Raw genomic sequence first — 15,035 nt, 5'->3', positions numbered from 1 at the left:
CAGGTACTAAGGGAGGCGATTTTCGGTCGAAGCGTCACGAGTAAGGTGGGTCAGGAATCGTGGGGCGAGATTTATGCCGGCCACTTCCAGATCAATGTAGACGGTTGGGAGATATCGATTTACGACGACTGCGATCAGCTCGACTACTGCGAAAAATGCATCAGCCCGGATGGGCGACACTGGTCGTTTGACTCCGGAGATCGCTTTGGCACAGACCCCATTGCACTGCTATCTGTATGGGAGCATCAGATGCTTGAGAAACTGCTGAAGGCTCTCTAGCGGTCGACTTTTAGTCGGCCACGACGACTGCCGCAGCCGCGCATCTTCTAACACCTACGTCAGCGTACATAGCCTTTAGTAATCATCCCAGTCGTCGTAATGCTCGTAGGACTCTGGCTGACCATCATCGCGCTGCAGGTCTTCAGTTATGAATTTGACACGACAAACCTTATGCCTTACCAGCGTGTCAGGCACGTACTCAATCGCAGGCGTCTGCGATGAGGGGCTGCTAAGCAAATCATCTAGGTTCGTGAAAGCAGTTCTAGGCTCGAGTGAAGCCACCACGGCATGATTAAAAAGGGTCAGGTTTGTACCTTTCCGCACTTGAGCGGATTCGAACAGTACACCGTCGAGCGGCGGGTCGAATTGTGTAGCTAGGTACTCCGCCATGACTTGTGTAGCTAGGTATTCGTGTTCCTGATTCGGAAGCACCGGGACGGTAATCTTTGCGTGGAGCGTCTTCAGGAAGATGCGTCTACCCATTTGTTCTTCGTAGCTGGCTTCAAACGCACTTAACGGCCTTGCTTCGTAGGCTTCATCCAAAGCAATGAAATCCAGGACGCGGACGGGTCTTGTGAGTTCGAATTTGCCGCTGACGACTCGTCCTCCTACTGGGGGGCGAAGCTCTGCAACACAGGTTTTTCGGTCGAAGGCTCCATAAAAAGCGGCCAACCCTTTAGGGTTCATTCGGCCAGCACCTGCGACCTCCTTGGGTGGTGGGCCGAGCTCTACGGCAGGCTTGCTAATGATCGAGTCGTATTCTGAAGCGGAATCACAGCGCCTGGCACGAAAGATCTGATCGTCGACAAGCTCTCTGACAACGAACATCGAGCCATCAGGGCTTTTGAAGGATGAAAGCCCTCGAAACAGCCAGTCCAGAAAACTCTTGGCATGCTCGCTGAAAAATCGATTCCCATGCTTCATTTCGTTCTGAAAATTTAGCCATCGAGCATCTGCTTCTCTTGGTCGAATCACTCTCCACTCATAGTTTTCATCATCACTGTACCTCGCGTCACCTCCTTGCATGATGTCGTAATGGGAGCTTTCGTTGAGGTCGCAGAGAACACGCTCGGCAACCGGGTCGTCCTCATCCAAACCAAGCAATTCTGCGACATGGAAGATAAGGGGGTCGCCAGTCTGCTCTGTTTCAGAGCGCTTTCCATTGTCATCGTACTGGTCGTATATCGCTCCAGGATGGCAATACTTCTGGAGGACATCGTCGACCATGCTGATCAGGTCTTCGAATGGGATAGCCTTACGCCTTTTTAAGCAGAACGAGCACTCCGCAGCCACGCCTGTTCGCCTGATCAACCCAATGAGATAGGCTTCGTTCAAGCATTGGTGGCAGATCAGGTCTTTGTCCATGGGGCTGTGCCTAGCAAAGTTCAGATGGCGGTGATTCTAAGTCACCTTAGACGCTGAGCCCGATGGAAACTTGCTGCGTCTTAGTCTTCCGTCTTCAGGGCGTGTCCTGGCAATCAGGTAGCGCAGGTGCACAGAGGCATGTCACATGAAGCAACCGCTCTTCGATTTCGATCTCAAACGCGTTTCTCGCCAGCACTACATAACTGGCAAGGCCGCAATCAATTTCCCTAACCCAGGATGCAGTACCGGTGGATGGCACTTTCTGTCGTACTTTGACCGAGAGGCAGGGGTCGCCAAAGTATCGCTCGCAGGAATTCACTACCCCGATACCCATGCTTTTTTCGGCGACACGGGCATCACTGATATGACCGAGGAGTTGAGGAAGCGCGGCTGGCCCGTAGAGGACAGAGGGCTCTTCATGGCTGATCACTACAGAGCCGCAACTGACATGATCGTTAAATGGGCGTTGAGCGATTCAACACATTGCAATGTAGAAGTCGCGGAATGGTTTCCTTCCCCTGAGGCAAGGAATCGGTTGCTTAAGGTGCTGGATCTTGGCAAGCCCCAGCTTTCTGAACTGCACAGGCTGCAAAAAGTGGACGCTTGGCTAAGCTCGCAATAGGTGATGACGTCCGGTTGGTCAGGAAGACAGCCGTTGTAATACATGCTGAATGAGAGCAATGGATATGCGCAAGAAGTCCCCGTCATGGTTTGTCCCGCTCCTGATTCTTTTTGCCGTCCTGTGGGCAATGGGTAAGAAGGATACGCCTCCAGATCAGGTTCAACCGAGCACCCAGAACGCGCCGAATACGCTAGTTTCAAGTCTTCCTGCTCCTTCCCCGACGCTGGCCTCGTCAATCGATCAGTACGTGAGCGCGGACAAGCTCAATATCAGGGATCAACCAGGCGGGAAAGTCATCTCCAAGCTGCAGCGAGGGGACAAGGTTCAGATCTTCGAGAAGCGAAATGAATGGGTGCGCATAAGCACTGATGGCCAACCGGCGAAGTGGCTTTCATCCAAAAGCCTCTGCAGCGGGTCAAACTGCTACGTCGTTTCACAACCGAAACCATCGTCTCCGCCATTACAACCGGCCCGCAGGCAAACTCCCGAGTACGGATCTTCCTGTCCTTGTTCTTCTGGAACAGTTTGCATAGGGCCAAGGGGCGGTAGGTACTGCATTACTTCAGGTGGAAACAAGCGCTACGGCGTTTGTACGATTATTGAATCTCACACGAGAACTCCCCTTTCCAGTCGACCGATAAGATCGGAGACAGCCTTCGTTTCCACCCTCGTCCCCATCATATCCAGAGGACGCGTCGAACCAAGCCCGCAAACCGGCGAGCTCATCCATTTTGTCGCAGCAGTGACATCGTCTTCGAATAGGGAAAGGGCCTGCTCAAAGACAGCTACCAATGCAACCAGGCGGTCGCTTTCTAGGGTGTTGAACCGTCCTACTTTCGTCCTACGCGCCAACATTGCGGGTGACATGAAAATAGCCTTGGAGATAACCCCCCGCTGCACCTGTAGAAGGCTCGCTATCCGGTCGAGGAATTCAAAAGGCAGTCCTTCGCGAATTAGCTTATGAAGCCTGGTACCGCGTGACGGCAGCCCGAGGGTCATCCAAATGCTCTGTGAGATCTGGGGCCCCGGTTGGTATTCCTTGAGCGATGACAAAACTTTCTCCTCCATCTGAAAAACCTATGGCTAAGCCGGGGGCGCCGGCCCGAAGCAGCGACCTTAAGAAAAATTCCTCATCACGCCATCTACTGCTAAGCCGTCCTTCCTGCGAAGAGAAGCACATTGCACTGTCATAAATTGTCTCAGCTGAATCAAGTCTTGATCTTGAAATCGTCTAGTCTTGCCGGTACTTCTAGGACACCAACCTCATGCACGGAAGCAACCATGCACTCAAGATTCAGAGTAATTGAAACCACCACACTGGACGATGGGAGCAAGCGATACAGGGTCGTTGATCTTGTCGAGGGAGGCTCTGCTAGCAAACACGGCGTATTCGAATTCAGGGCTGAGGCAGAGGTTGTTTGCTCGCTATTGAATGCCGAGCATCCACCGGAGATGAGAGCACGTTACGGCACCGCTTAACCTCCGCTGATCTGCGGGAGGCCAGGATGAATAACGCCGAGTAGTCATATGGCATTGGTGAACGTCTAGAGGATCGGAATGGATCCTCGCTCTGACAGGACGCTTTGTAACCGCCCCAGGTTCACCCGCTGGTACTCGTTGTCTCGGGTAACTCCGCATCACTAGGTTTTGACTTGAGATTGACGCGAGACTTAACCGAACGCAGCAGAACCACTCACGACATCAATAGGGCTTGATGAAGCTCAATAGTAGTAATCGTGACTTCAATACGCCTGCTTTCAAGCCAACCTCTTGTTTGGCTGACATCGAAAATCTGGCCCTGATCCATCAAGGCCAAGAGGAGCTCATCAGAGATACGTTAGCGTCCACAATCCGGACAATCCCTCTCTTCCCATGGGCCATGACACTGGATGCGCTCTGCGGCACCGACACAAATAAGACAATTCATCGCGACCACCAATTTATAGTTGTACCCGATCCGTCGTGGGCCGCTTGCGACGGGCGCTCACAGGCATTAGCGCGCGTGCTGATGAGCCTGGTGCTTGGTCGACTGAGAAGACCGAAAGAAAGTTCGGAGCGATGACGTTTTCGGTGCAAATAGGTCGTATCTACCGATCCTGCTAAGCACTGGCGGAAAACGGCAGCACTCCGAGCTCTTCGCCCTTGATCTTCTGAGTGCCGGCATTGGCCCGCAGGCGGTCGTAAAGGCTATCCGATCAAAAGCGATGGCGGAGCTTGTTATGACGACTACCCTTAGCCTGCTAGACGGATCGGGACACGGGAGCAGTTTTCCCGTTACGCCCGAAATCATTCAGTGAAAAATGGGAGGAATTCGAAGATGGATGAGCAAAAAATTCGAGAAGCTGCATATCGACTTTGGGAAAAAGATGGGAAGCCGCAAGGACAAGACCTTGAGCACTGGTTTACTGCTGAAAAAGCAGCCGGCGAAGAGGATTTTGATAGTCCAACCGCTGGCTCAACGCAAGGTAGCGAAGTTGACCCATCCCAAGCTGGCTCTTAGATGAAGATCAATGACTGGCAGATACCCATCGATAGCGCGCACCGCCGAATGCGCGCTATCCCCGTGACAGAACACTTACCTCTATAGCCCTTGGCGCTTTTAACCGTCCAGGTGGCTCCAAGTAGCATCGCGTGATCTTGCGTATTTGACAGCCTGGTGCTAAAGCCTGGGATAGCGGACAGCTTGGCAACGCCGAGGTGAAATAAGGCAGTCGGAATGAGCTTCTCAGAAGCATTTAAAGAAGACTAAGGGAATGACTCGTCAAGGTACAGCGCGTGGTGAAGATCTGATGCCGAGTCGGGCTTAAGCCCGGAGGAGCGGTAACCGACCCAGTGGAACAGGGAGGTCTGACCTCCTTTAAGCGTGCATCGGGAATATGATAAATCGCCGTTATTCGCAGTTCCGGGCGGTCAGTCGTCGTCGAGGGCAAAGAGCCGCTGGCTCATATTTTGGGGTCGCCCTTGGGCTTTACTACTCTTAGCTTCAAGAGGCGCAGCTCGGGTTCGTAGTGGCGGCTATCGCCGGATACTACGGCTGCCAACACTGACGCTGAAACAGAAGCGGCCCGAATCGGCCGCGCCGTTGATCGGATGCAGGATTACCTTAAAGGCGTGGTGCGGGATAACATCGAGGCCGTTTTGATCGCCTGGGCGATCCTCGATTAGCAAGAGGTCGCGTCGTGAGTACATCTGTAACCGAAATTGGCTGGCTGATTATCGGCCTGGTGGTCTGCATTCTCGGCCACCATCTTCTGTACTGACCATAACTCATGCGTGGTGCTCTGCACGCGATGGAGAGAACGAGGGGCCACAATGACTTGGCAACCCGGCACACTTAATGGCGCAGTTCATGAACGAGCAAGACGTATATAGCTTCAACGAAGCGTTGATGAGACGCCTCAAGGCCCAATTCAAGCGCGGCACCAAGCTCATGCTTAGGGTTGACGGGGAGACGTGCGCCGTGGATGTCGACTGGGTAGTGGACACCTTCCTGTCTTTATCGAAAGAGGCTCAATTCGTTGCTGCGGAAGTAGCTCAAGCTTGTACGACAAAGCTCCCAGGCGGATGTAGCGACCTCAATTACCTCTGTGAAATGTCCCTGCTACTCAAAAAGGCTGAGGGTGATGGCATGCTCCCCTAGTAAATAAAAAGACCACCTGCGAAAGCGGCCTTTTCGTCCATTTGCACGCCTTCATTCTGCGCAGGGGCGGGTTTTGGGTGCAGGTCGCGGGGACGGTTTTACGTCCTTCCCCGGCAGCTCCGACTTCGTCCGAGGGAAATACGTTTCCTGGCTCAAATTGGTTTTTTCGTTACGCCATCGCGTTTGTCGATCATTTCAGTCGCCTCATCATCAGTGCCGGAATGGCACAGTTCATCATCTTCTTCGGTCACCATCATTAGCGCATGGCCGAACAGCTCAGCACGCAGCAGCCGGGCAAGTTCACCGAGCTTCGGTTTGTCGGCCATCGTCCACAGGCCTGCGAACCCCCTTGAGCACCACCCGGCGTCGCTTCTTGATGCGCTCGTCGCCGAACTGCCCGATGTCGTTCTGCAAATCACGTAGCAGCCTTTCGACATTCGCACCTGTGGCCGGCAAATGCTGCCTGAACCTGTCGAACACGGCTTCAGACATTTCCGAGATATCCGACGCGGTGATGTTGCCCTTTTCGTCTGGAGCGCGAGCGGCACCGCTGAGGGTCGATAGGCTGGTGGGTGACTCACGACGCAGTGGGCGCATACTGACAGCCTTGAAGCCCATAGCTTGGGCATGCTGGTAGATGTGTGTTGCTGGGTCAACTCCCTGTGACTGACATTGCCGGGTGAACTGGATCAGTGCAGCAGTCTGCACGATCTGTACCCAATGAATCGTGCTGAATAATTAGCGGTCAATATATTTAAAGCGGATGGGCGGCCCTCGCCTACTCCACCTCGCCACTTTGGAGGCGATCGTGACCCCTTTACAGCTTGCTCAGTTGAAACTCAAAGGCCGCGCACCGCCTCCAGTGAGCAACAGCCCGCAGGAAGACCCTCGAGCCGAATGGCTTTACAACGCAACCGAAGAACTCCTTCGCGGTTGCAGCGTGTCGTTCCAGCGCCGCATGCGCGCTCCGCAAGGCGTGACCGCTGAAGAGTTCGCCCTGGTAGTAGATGAATACGGCCGGCAGCGAGGTACACACCCCAGCGCTCGGCTGGTTGTTGATCACAACGGCGATCGGGAATGGTGACAAGACCGCGATGGCGGAGTTGCTCGGCAATAGTGATCACCGGCTGGGCAAGCTTGGCGAAATCGCCGAGGCGCTGCTTCAGCCGCTGGTCGATGACGCACTGATCGCCCAGGCCGAGGACGCCGCGCTATGAGCCCTCACATCCTGGTCGATGAGGCGCTGGAAAAACATGCACGCCCGCGCCAAAATCTTCCATTCGTTCGTTATTCGCAGTCCAGGGCGTTCAGCCGGGGTAGCAATAGTCGTCGGCATGCGGCTGGTCGACATCCGAATACGCGTGGCAATGCTCAATCTCTGGGTGCACGCCATCCGGTTGGCCATCCCCGGTGACATCCAGACCGCCGTAGCCATCGCGCCCGGAGAGCGGCACAGTCATATAGAAGTCATACCGGTGCTTGTAGCGCACCATTCTTAGCAGGAAACCCATCAAGGCAGAGACTGTTTGCACTCTATTGAACGCCGAGCATCCACGAGAGCTGAGAGTACATGCCCTCACGGCTTAAACCCGCTGTCTGCTGGTGGTCAGAACGCCTGACGTCCAAGTAACCATCTGGGATTGGTGAATGTCTAGAGAATCGGCATTGATTCCCGCTCTGACAGGACGTCCTCTAACCGGCCCAAGTTCACCCGCTGGCAATCATTCTCGGCTTCTTCTCGCGTCTGATAGGTAGTCTTCAGCCGCAGCTTTTCCTCATTGTCATAGAGGTTGAAGCCTATAGGCGCGGTCTGGCAGTAGTAACGCGACCCGTTTCGCATCCAACCCGTTTCTGTCGGGATCGCAGGGACAACAACAAATCTCGCGGTCATTGAGACGCCCTCTCCAAGCCTTCATCACTAATAGCGGCTATTGGCCAGCACAGCAAGCAATCTTCAGTAGAATCCGATGAGAAGCACGAGCGGCCTTTATAGACAGGAAGCATCTTAAAAAGGTGGACGCGTCGTTTTTAACAAGTGCCTGCGCGTCACCTAACCCCTACGTTCAGTAAAGTTTCCAATAGCTGTCTACGATTGTGCGTGGATGCCCGACAGAGGCAGCCAGAAACAAGCCATTCGCCGTTGCAAGTCCCATTCGGATACGCGCCTCTTCACCGATGAAATCTTGGTGGAACTTTCAAGCGCGGCCGACCCCATACAAAAGGCCCTCAAAATGATCGGGTGAGCAACTATGCGCACTGCGGCACAGCTCCGCAGTGGCAATTGACAGGAGATCCAAATGCTTGTGCTCACGGACATGCAGCGCGCGTACCTCAGGAAAATACGAGCCCTCAGCGAAGACCATCAGGGCAACGAAGTCTTTGCTGGCCTGACGCTCGAGGAATCCATGCGATTCAATTTTTTGAGCGAGTCGCTCTTGGGGCAGGAGCATCGGACGCAGGAAGACGTTGATGAGTATCTCTCCCTCGTCCAAAAGCACGAATATTGTCGGCTTCAAGTGTTAGGGGCAGAGATAGAAGCGCAGCAAAACAGATCGGAGCGCCATTAAGTTTGACGGCTCAATATTTGAGATCCAGCACTCAGCGGAAGGTCGGCCTCTCTCGAGTCGATCCCGTACGGCGTTTTTTTTCCTACAGCAGCACTGCCTGCCCGATTCTCCGTTACACAAATAATTCACATAGGCAGGTCATCATCGTCAGGGCGATCACCGCATGGTGCATTTTTGACATTCGATGTCTCCTTCGAGACCTGCCTGCAGCGCAATTTCAGCTAGGATTGCTGATAGAAGAAATGGGGCACTGACCCTATGACTTCCAACAGAGCAAAAACTGCCTAAGGGCCTGAGCTCTATTTCAGCCATCAGCTCGTCGCGAGAGCTGATTTGCCCAACGACATCACCACAGGAAGGTTTGCTGGCAATAATTGCCGTGAAATATTCTAGCGGTGCGGTGACGTAACTGACCCGAGCCGGCCTGCCAACGTGACATAGCAGGTTGAGCTAAAAAAATAAAAACAGCTCGATCGAAAGGGTTCTGCAATGAACGACACACGAAAGTCTCATCAACCCATAGCCTGTCTCAACCAGGCTCTTGAACGTAACCACCAGCTTTTCAGCGATGCACAAAGCTTGCGCTGCGCCGCGCTGGATATTCTTGATCGGCCCTACCTGGACACGAGTGCTTTCAGCCAGTACCAGGAAAAGCGACGGCATGCCGATCTTAAATATGATGATGCCATTGAGCACCTGCGATCGCTCATGACGCAATACCACCCTCCCCGGCGCACCCAACATTTCCGATAACACATGGCCATCAATTTCGCTTGGGCAATTATGGGTGGTTGATTGAATAGGGAGAGGGCTAGCCATGTATAAATTGAGTACAGGTTATGCCAGCGTGGCGCTGAATACGCTTGCGGCGCAGGAACTGGATGTCGATCGTCTTTGTCACGAGGCTGGGCTTGAAATAGCGCGCGAAGCTTTACCGGGATCATTCGTTGAGCGAAGCACTATTTACCGCCTGTGGGATATGGCGGCTCAGGCTTCCGGCGATCCGAACATTGGTCTGAAGGCCTATGAGACGTTTCATCCGGGTGCTTTTCAGATCATCGGCTATACCATGATGTCCAGCATGAACCTGCAGAAGGCGCTCGAACGCCTGGTGCATTTTAGCCCGTTGATTGGTACCGGCTTCACCCTGTTTATTGTCCAGGAACAACAGCATTACCGCCTCACCGCGATTGATCATCATCAGCGCGGTTCGATCAAGCCCCGGCAATACACTGATGCCAGCCTCGCAACGCTGCTGAGTTTTTGCCGCTGGCTGAGCGGTGGCAACTCGCCGCAACCGCTGAGTGTGGAATTCAGCTATCCCCAACCGGAAGACATCCATGAGCATCTACGGTTGTTTGGTTGCGAGCTGCGTTTCGGGGCGTCTCATGACAGCATCCTCTTTGATAGCGAGGAGTTGCTGCGACCGTTGCGGATGGCCAACGAGGCGCTAGCCCAGATTCATGAAAGCTACGCCAACGCTCAGCTTGACCTTTTGACTGACTCCACCATGGTCTGCAGGATTCGTGCGCTGATCACAGAACGCTTGAGTCAGGCGCAACGGCGGGGCCGGTGTGATATGGAATCGATTGCGGCAGCCTTGCACCTGAGCAAACGAACATTGCAACGGACGTTGGAAAAGGCGGGCACGCAGTTTAAGGATGTTCTGAACTATGTACGTCAGCAGTTGGCCGACTTCTACCTGCGTCATTCACATTTCACAATGCAGCAAGTGACTTACCTGCTCGGCTTTCACGACCACAGCAGTTTTCACAAGGCTTGCCTTCGCTGGTTCGGCGTGACGCCCGGTCAGTATCGAGCCTGTCAACAATCGCTTGAGGCCAAGGAAAACAAGATTCTTCTAGCCCATTAAGGGTTTTATGCCGAGAGGTGAGCGCCTCGGTGCTCATCTTGGTTTACCCCAGGAGAAGTCATCTGGCCGAAAAATCCCAAGCCAGTCTTTGCAGATTTCACGTCAAGGTTTCCTACGCCTGGGCGTAGGTGCTGAGTCAGCACTTACGTCTGGAAAGCTACCTGACCGTGTCCCTACACCTAGAGCTAAAAGTGCTGAACTCACCATTGACTAGATTGGGTGCCTGTTTCTTTTAAGCCAGGATAATCATCGAGCGCAATCCCGGCTTCAACAGCGTTACTCTGCGCGGGAACATGAACCACCCCTGCTTCAGCATCAGCACGCATCTGTTCGAGTTCTTTGACGAAGGCCTTGTCTTGAACCGTGGGCTTCGAGATGTATCGCTTACGTTCAGGTTCGGGTTGGGCGGCATACGTCGTTACCGCATCAGGGTCGCGCTGCAGCTTTTCTTCGACTTGAGCTTCCAGCATTGCACGAAGCGCGTTTTTATCTGGGCGATTTAGCAATTTATTACTCCAGTGACAGGAAATTAAAAGCAAAAAGAGCTATGTCATTTGCCGGCTGATGAAACACGCCAGAGATCGACAGCTCCCATCGACAGGCCCGAAGTTCAAACAGAATTTCGTCGACTCGCAGAATTTATCCGATTGGGCGCCAATCGACCGAGAGGCGCCTTCCGTTCTGAATAGACGATTTGAAGCCGTTCCATGTTGTGCCGCTGGCACACATACTCCGCCTCTGCTCGGGTCTGATAGGTAGTCTGCAGCCGCAGCTTTTTCTCGTTGTCGTAGAGATTAAAACCTACTGTCGCAGCTTTACAGTAAGAGCGCGTTCCGTTGCGCATGGATTCCGTATCCGTGGGTAACGCCGGAACAACACCGAATCTGAAGGCCATCTCACATCCTCTTCGAGTTCACCGTCGAGCCACTCTGACTACTAACTATTAGCGGCTACGGGCCACTACAGCAAGGAACGTTTCTGCGAATCCGATGAATAGCTCGAGCTAGCGCAATGGCCCTCAACGGCACATGAGCGCGCTATCGCATTGGCAGAACACCTTTCTAAATTATCCTTGCTAGCTCCGTTGAGCGCATATGCGCGCTTTCCCTGATGTCCCCGCCGTTGGCACCTTGTCTTTCGGAAACCTCGGCGCTGCATGGGCGATTTTTACGCTCCATCATTCGGGCGGCCAGGTAACCTTGTCTGATTGTTGCGGGTGGTGACGTCCAATTCCGCCAGCATCAGTCTAAAAGCCCTCATGCGCGTCGAGCAAAGCTTCCGCTGAACAGTTAGAGCTTCACGCATTGCAGAAACCTCCAGAGCATAGGCGTGGGCTAGTTCACGCTCCTTTCTGCACTGGTACGCAATCGAGCCCTTGGACGACGTGGAAGATTGGCCATCCGCTGATGGAAGTGAATCGCTGGTGGTCATGATGATTCCAGTATGGGATGGCTGGTATCTAACCTGACATAAATCCGTAGAACGATTCTCAACCCCGATGACAGGCGGTCACGGTCATCTCAGAATCAATCATCTGGGGTGGCATGCTGGGCAACGGCAACGGCAACGACAACGACAACGAACCACCCTCTCCTTTACCGTAACCAGCCAAACGTTGACCTGAGACATTAAACGGATTGTTTTACGGTCGCACATCTCGAAATTGGGCATAGACTCAGAGCTTTACTTTTGAGATGTCGGCACGTTGCGCCCGGCTAAGGAGTCGATTAGTGAACGTAAATTGGGAAGGGATATTGCCGATTCAAGGAGAGATTATCGTCATCGAAGATGACCCGACGTTGCGTTCGCTGATGGTGGATATCGTGGCGGAGATAGGCGCAAAAGCAGTAGCGTTCGATTCTGCTGATGACGCGTTAACCTATCTGCTGGAAGCGCATGATCATTGCCGGCTGGTGATAGCAGACCTAAGTGTTCCGGGACAAATCCAAGGTATCGAATTCATTGAAATGGTCAGAGGTCGATGGCCGTACATCGGTGCAATTCTGACGTCAGGGTATCTGATAGATCCTACAACAGTACCGCCATCAACCATCTATCTGCACAAGCCTTGGTCACTGGACGACCTGGTCATCGCGGTTGTGTCCCTACTGCAGCCTGACCACCCCATCCGTAAGATTTGAGTCGGCGTGACCTGGTGGGCTCTGATGCTGCAACTCAACCATTTACCGTTGCGCCCATGCACAGAGCGTTTTGGCGAGCCGCCATTTCAATTCTGAGTTCACTTATCAAACTCGAAATCGTCCGACTGGAGGTGAGCTCCGATGCCAACACCCCGGGGACAAACAGTTCGACACAGCCCGAGGAAGGCTCAATCATCTTGATCAAAAGCGCCCCTTTGGGGTTCACGCTGCAGGTGCAGGAGCGAGGTAATAAACCGCTCTCAATGATATGTCGGAGCTCTAAAGCGGAAATCATTGACGTTCGTCCAAATGAGAATTTCAACTCAGTCTTGTCTAAGAAACCCAGGAGTCAAGGAAGGCGCCGAAGCAAAATTCACGACGAATTGTTTCACTGTCGTTGCACCGAGCTGCCTAGCCGATTTTTCGTTTTTTTACTGCTACGCTTGGCTTTTTCATGGAGGAAAATCGATGCCAAATTCAGACCTGCTCCCTTCCCTACTGTCCAAAATCTATCAAAACCAAGTCTCGCTCGAAGCGGCCATTATGGAACTCACATTGTGGGTCGAGCAGCGAGGCTCAGGTGAGGTTGGAGGCAATGTGCGCGGCGCGCTGGCAACGATCAGCAAGAACGAAGAGTTCATCAAAATGATACTCGCGGTGCTCATGACGCCGGAATAATCTACCCTTAGATCACGGGCTTGGCTTATTCCCGCGCAGTCCTTCATCCTAAGAAAATGCCCGACAACCATGAGCCTGGAGATCTCCATTGAGCCTTCGCGTTGAACTCCAATGGCACACGTTTCGTCTAGCGGATAAGGGCCGAAACCGAGGGCCCACGTCCCGTTACGTTACAAGGACATCGCCATGACGACTATCGCCGCACGTTTGAATTACATGCGTGACACCCTACTGGGCCCGATTGCGAAAAGCGTTGAATGCACTGTCGTCATTACGCCCATCACGCCCGGTGCTTTTCAGGTGCAGGTGCTATCGCCAGTTCCAGATGACTTGCACAAGGCACATTCCTTGACCATTTTCACTTCTCCAGGCCAACACTTGACTGGCACGGTCGCTGACACGCGTCTGTTGGAAAATGGTGATTTAGAACTGCAGATCGACGTATGACAAACCATCTCTAGGTGAATGGCTGACCTTCGCGGCAGTCTTCAATCGGCCATTACGCGTCGTCGACAAACGACCAACTTCAAGACCTGCTGGCCTAGAGGGCATCACCGCATTTCGCGACTTATCTCGTTGGATACCTTGTTGCAAATCTACAGAAGCCAATACACCGTCCCTACAGTGGCCGTGTCCACAAAATGACCAACATTAGAAATAAAGCGATGAAGACTTCTCGTCCATTGGTAACGCCTGCGAATCATCTTTCTGCGAGAGCTCTACCAGGTTTAAATAGGGTTATTACGGCCAGTTCCAGATCATGTATAGACCAGGGTTTGTGAAGGTAAATCGTCCCAGCGGGTACCATCGAGAGATTCAGGTCGTAACCGGATGTGAGAATTGACGCGGTCGAGGGCCATTTAAGCTTCATCATCTCAATAAATTCTGCGCCTTGTATCTGACCGGGCAGGCCGTGATCCACGATCACCAAGGGACAACCGCCATGCGATCCCGACATGTACCTCATAGCCTCATCGGCAGTTGAAAATTCCAGCGAACGTAGACCCAGTTCGGTCAAAACCTCCCCGATTAACATGCGCAACGTAGGGTCGTCTTCCACGACGATTACCCACCCTGTCAGGGGTGAGAGTTTTTCCCATTGGGTTTTTTTCATGCGCCGGTTCCTTCGTCTCGGCTCATTTCCATGCCAAGCAAATAGATTTTTTCAGTGTAGGCGTTATTTTTTGATTGAGACTACGAACCCTAGCCATCGTGATGCCCTGATTCGTTTCATGCCGTGTGAGGACTCGTAAAACTTCCAAGACTCAATGTTCTCGCTGAGATTTCAGTCATTGGCTCATGCCTTGCATTTACAGGGAGATGGGGGAAATCGAGAAACGAGGTGATTCATGACGTTGGACACGGCAGTGACCATTTGGATGACTGTACTAGCAGCGCCTGCGATGGTGTTGACAGCGCTAGCAGCAGGCTCAGTGGCTACATCGGCATTGATGACGGTGATGGGCATTGCGCAGAGCCTTAAGCAGGACATGGATCTTCTGGATTACCTGGCATCCGCATCACCCCATGTGATGCTGCTGGCACTTATGCAGACAGGCAGCCTGGCGGCGATCACGGAGTTGATGCAGGGCGTGAACCTGATGATGATCATGGCCACCCTGTTGGAGCCAGCCATCCCCAACGTTGGGTAGTCCTGGCCCCCGAAGCCGGTAGCATTTTTCTTTTTCAACATCGCGTGGATAACAAGTGAAGAACTCACACCATGCCATGATGCATATACGTCCGCATGGGTCGATAGTTGTCTCTCCCGATAGATACCTATCGACCGATAGTGGTAGCAAGTCTTATACCGCGTAGACGGTAAAAACCGGCGCGTCAGTGCGTACCGGTAACTTTCATCATTACAGTC

At 53.1% G+C, this 15,035-nt stretch carries 20 protein-coding genes and 1 pseudogene; 11 read left to right on the top strand and 10 right to left on the bottom strand.

Annotated features, from left to right (window positions below; genetic code table 11):
- Positions 1 to 354: 354 nt before the first annotated feature.
- Positions 355 to 1,644, bottom strand: a complete 1,290-nt coding sequence (locus BZ163_RS28175) for an RES family NAD+ phosphorylase (protein WP_128873632.1) — start codon at positions 1,642 to 1,644, stop codon at positions 355 to 357.
- A 145-nt stretch (positions 1,645 to 1,789) separates the two neighbouring features.
- Here BZ163_RS28175 and BZ163_RS28170 point away from each other — a divergent pair, with 145 nt between their 5' ends.
- A complete protein-coding gene (locus BZ163_RS28170; RefSeq protein WP_128873631.1) occupies positions 1,790 to 2,266 on the top strand; it encodes a hypothetical protein in 477 nt (158 codons plus the stop codon).
- Between the two features lie 49 nt (positions 2,267 to 2,315).
- Positions 2,316 to 2,654 (top strand): annotated as a pseudogene (locus BZ163_RS36090) (SH3 domain-containing protein); the annotation flags it as partial.
- 218 nt (positions 2,655 to 2,872) lie between these two features.
- Here the strand turns inward: BZ163_RS36090 and BZ163_RS28160 are convergent.
- Positions 2,873 to 3,334, bottom strand: a complete 462-nt coding sequence (locus BZ163_RS28160; RefSeq protein WP_128873630.1) for an antitoxin Xre/MbcA/ParS toxin-binding domain-containing protein — start codon at positions 3,332 to 3,334, stop codon at positions 2,873 to 2,875.
- 1,249 nt (positions 3,335 to 4,583) lie between these two features.
- Here BZ163_RS28160 and BZ163_RS28145 point away from each other — a divergent pair.
- Entirely contained in the window at positions 4,584 to 4,766 is a 183-nt protein-coding gene (locus BZ163_RS28145; protein WP_128873628.1) for a DUF2934 domain-containing protein, read from the top strand.
- Positions 4,767 to 5,615: 849 nt separating this feature from the next.
- Complete coding sequence (locus BZ163_RS28140; RefSeq protein WP_128873627.1) at positions 5,616 to 5,906, top strand: hypothetical protein; 291 nt, start codon at positions 5,616 to 5,618, stop codon at positions 5,904 to 5,906.
- A 152-nt stretch (positions 5,907 to 6,058) separates the two neighbouring features.
- Here the strand turns inward: BZ163_RS28140 and BZ163_RS34980 are convergent, their stop codons facing one another.
- Positions 6,059 to 6,232 (bottom strand): hypothetical protein, encoded by a 174-nt coding sequence (locus BZ163_RS34980; RefSeq protein WP_161599997.1) that lies wholly within the window; start codon positions 6,230 to 6,232, stop codon positions 6,059 to 6,061.
- Positions 6,207 to 6,614 carry a hypothetical protein gene (locus tag BZ163_RS28135; protein WP_128873626.1) on the bottom strand — a complete coding sequence of 136 codons (408 nt, stop codon included), beginning with the start codon at positions 6,612 to 6,614 and terminating at the stop codon, positions 6,207 to 6,209. Before BZ163_RS28135 ends, BZ163_RS34980 begins: the two co-directional genes overlap by 26 nt.
- A 299-nt stretch (positions 6,615 to 6,913) precedes the next feature.
- Here BZ163_RS28135 and BZ163_RS36610 point away from each other — a divergent pair, with 299 nt between their 5' ends.
- Positions 6,914 to 7,123: a hypothetical protein gene (locus tag BZ163_RS36610; protein ID WP_371916836.1), complete on the top strand. Its 210-nt coding sequence runs from the start codon at positions 6,914 to 6,916 to the stop codon at positions 7,121 to 7,123.
- A gap of 90 nt (positions 7,124 to 7,213) precedes the next feature.
- On the opposite strand, the gene BZ163_RS28125 is transcribed toward BZ163_RS36610, so the two are convergent.
- Positions 7,214 to 7,438, bottom strand: a complete 225-nt coding sequence (locus tag BZ163_RS28125; protein WP_128873625.1) for a hypothetical protein — start codon at positions 7,436 to 7,438, stop codon at positions 7,214 to 7,216.
- 765 nt (positions 7,439 to 8,203) lie between these two features.
- On the opposite strand from BZ163_RS28125, the gene BZ163_RS28115 reads away from it, so the two are divergent.
- Positions 8,204 to 8,473, top strand: coding sequence for a hypothetical protein (locus tag BZ163_RS28115; protein ID WP_128873623.1), 270 nt, complete (start codon positions 8,204 to 8,206; stop codon positions 8,471 to 8,473).
- Between the two features lie 450 nt (positions 8,474 to 8,923).
- Here the strand turns inward: BZ163_RS28115 and BZ163_RS28110 are convergent, their stop codons facing one another.
- Positions 8,924 to 9,292 (bottom strand): hypothetical protein, encoded by a 369-nt coding sequence (locus tag BZ163_RS28110; RefSeq protein WP_128873622.1) that lies wholly within the window; start codon positions 9,290 to 9,292, stop codon positions 8,924 to 8,926.
- On the opposite strand from BZ163_RS28110, the gene BZ163_RS28105 reads away from it, so the two are divergent.
- The gene (locus tag BZ163_RS28105; RefSeq protein ID WP_128873621.1) at positions 9,291 to 10,346 is read left to right on the top strand and encodes an AraC family transcriptional regulator; all 1,056 of its coding nucleotides are present in this window, start codon (positions 9,291 to 9,293) and stop codon (positions 10,344 to 10,346) included. The two genes, BZ163_RS28110 and BZ163_RS28105, sit on opposite strands and share 2 nt — an antisense overlap.
- Before the next feature lie 200 nt (positions 10,347 to 10,546).
- On the opposite strand, the gene BZ163_RS28100 is transcribed toward BZ163_RS28105, so the two are convergent.
- Both BZ163_RS28100 and BZ163_RS28090 read right to left on the bottom strand, forming a co-directional pair.
- Entirely contained in the window at positions 10,547 to 10,852 is a 306-nt protein-coding gene (locus BZ163_RS28100; RefSeq protein ID WP_128873620.1) for a hypothetical protein, read from the bottom strand.
- Positions 10,853 to 11,513: 661 nt separating this feature from the next.
- A complete protein-coding gene (locus BZ163_RS28090; RefSeq protein ID WP_128873619.1) occupies positions 11,514 to 11,777 on the bottom strand; it encodes a hypothetical protein in 264 nt (87 codons plus the stop codon).
- A 299-nt stretch (positions 11,778 to 12,076) separates the two neighbouring features.
- Here BZ163_RS28090 and BZ163_RS28085 point away from each other — a divergent pair, with 299 nt between their 5' ends.
- Positions 12,077 to 12,487: a response regulator gene (locus BZ163_RS28085; protein WP_128873618.1), complete on the top strand. Its 411-nt coding sequence runs from the start codon at positions 12,077 to 12,079 to the stop codon at positions 12,485 to 12,487.
- A gap of 34 nt (positions 12,488 to 12,521) precedes the next feature.
- Here the strand turns inward: BZ163_RS28085 and BZ163_RS28080 are convergent, their stop codons facing one another.
- Entirely contained in the window at positions 12,522 to 12,782 is a 261-nt protein-coding gene (locus BZ163_RS28080) for a DUF1652 domain-containing protein (RefSeq protein ID WP_128873617.1), read from the bottom strand.
- A gap of 173 nt (positions 12,783 to 12,955) precedes the next feature.
- Here BZ163_RS28080 and BZ163_RS28075 point away from each other — a divergent pair, with 173 nt between their 5' ends.
- Positions 12,956 to 13,165: a hypothetical protein gene (locus BZ163_RS28075; RefSeq protein ID WP_128873616.1), complete on the top strand. Its 210-nt coding sequence runs from the start codon at positions 12,956 to 12,958 to the stop codon at positions 13,163 to 13,165.
- A gap of 186 nt (positions 13,166 to 13,351) precedes the next feature.
- The gene (locus BZ163_RS28070; RefSeq protein WP_128873615.1) at positions 13,352 to 13,612 is read left to right on the top strand and encodes a hypothetical protein; all 261 of its coding nucleotides are present in this window, start codon (positions 13,352 to 13,354) and stop codon (positions 13,610 to 13,612) included.
- Between the two features lie 253 nt (positions 13,613 to 13,865).
- Here BZ163_RS28070 and BZ163_RS28065 read toward each other — a convergent pair whose 3' ends face one another.
- On the bottom strand, positions 13,866 to 14,279 hold the full coding sequence (locus BZ163_RS28065; RefSeq protein ID WP_128873614.1) for a response regulator: 414 nt from the start codon (positions 14,277 to 14,279) through the stop codon (positions 13,866 to 13,868).
- A 235-nt stretch (positions 14,280 to 14,514) separates the two neighbouring features.
- Between BZ163_RS28065 and BZ163_RS28060 the strand changes: the two genes are divergently transcribed.
- Positions 14,515 to 14,817 (top strand): hypothetical protein, encoded by a 303-nt coding sequence (locus BZ163_RS28060; protein WP_128873613.1) that lies wholly within the window; start codon positions 14,515 to 14,517, stop codon positions 14,815 to 14,817.
- Positions 14,818 to 15,035: the final 218 nt, after the last annotated feature.

This window comes from Pseudomonas sp. VI4.1 (assembly GCF_002029345.1).
GTDB lineage: Bacteria > Pseudomonadota > Gammaproteobacteria > Pseudomonadales > Pseudomonadaceae > Aquipseudomonas.
The sequence above is the reverse complement of the archived record's forward strand: the minus strand, read 5'-3'. Positions and strand labels throughout refer to the sequence as shown.

Coding starts and splice junctions, on each gene's coding strand:
- BZ163_RS28175 (WP_128873632.1), bottom strand. CDS start 1,644: ATGGACAAAGACCTGATCTGCCACCAATGCTTGAACGAAGCCTATCTC.
- BZ163_RS28170 (WP_128873631.1), top strand. CDS start 1,790: ATGAAGCAACCGCTCTTCGATTTCGATCTCAAACGCGTTTCTCGCCAG.
- BZ163_RS28160 (WP_128873630.1), bottom strand. CDS start 3,334: ATGGAGGAGAAAGTTTTGTCATCGCTCAAGGAATACCAACCGGGGCCC.
- BZ163_RS28145 (WP_128873628.1), top strand. CDS start 4,584: ATGGATGAGCAAAAAATTCGAGAAGCTGCATATCGACTTTGGGAAAAA.
- BZ163_RS28140 (WP_128873627.1), top strand. CDS start 5,616: ATGAACGAGCAAGACGTATATAGCTTCAACGAAGCGTTGATGAGACGC.
- BZ163_RS34980 (WP_161599997.1), bottom strand. CDS start 6,232: ATGGCCGACAAACCGAAGCTCGGTGAACTTGCCCGGCTGCTGCGTGCT.
- BZ163_RS36610 (WP_371916836.1), top strand. CDS start 6,914: ATGAATACGGCCGGCAGCGAGGTACACACCCCAGCGCTCGGCTGGTTG.
- BZ163_RS28115 (WP_128873623.1), top strand. CDS start 8,204: ATGCTTGTGCTCACGGACATGCAGCGCGCGTACCTCAGGAAAATACGA.
- BZ163_RS28105 (WP_128873621.1), top strand. CDS start 9,291: ATGTATAAATTGAGTACAGGTTATGCCAGCGTGGCGCTGAATACGCTT.
- BZ163_RS28110 (WP_128873622.1), bottom strand. CDS start 9,292: ATGGCTAGCCCTCTCCCTATTCAATCAACCACCCATAATTGCCCAAGC.
- BZ163_RS28090 (WP_128873619.1), bottom strand. CDS start 11,777: ATGACCACCAGCGATTCACTTCCATCAGCGGATGGCCAATCTTCCACG.
- BZ163_RS28080 (WP_128873617.1), bottom strand. CDS start 12,782: ATGATTTCCGCTTTAGAGCTCCGACATATCATTGAGAGCGGTTTATTA.
- BZ163_RS28075 (WP_128873616.1), top strand. CDS start 12,956: ATGCCAAATTCAGACCTGCTCCCTTCCCTACTGTCCAAAATCTATCAA.
- BZ163_RS28070 (WP_128873615.1), top strand. CDS start 13,352: ATGACGACTATCGCCGCACGTTTGAATTACATGCGTGACACCCTACTG.
- BZ163_RS28065 (WP_128873614.1), bottom strand. CDS start 14,279: ATGAAAAAAACCCAATGGGAAAAACTCTCACCCCTGACAGGGTGGGTA.
- BZ163_RS28060 (WP_128873613.1), top strand. CDS start 14,515: ATGACGTTGGACACGGCAGTGACCATTTGGATGACTGTACTAGCAGCG.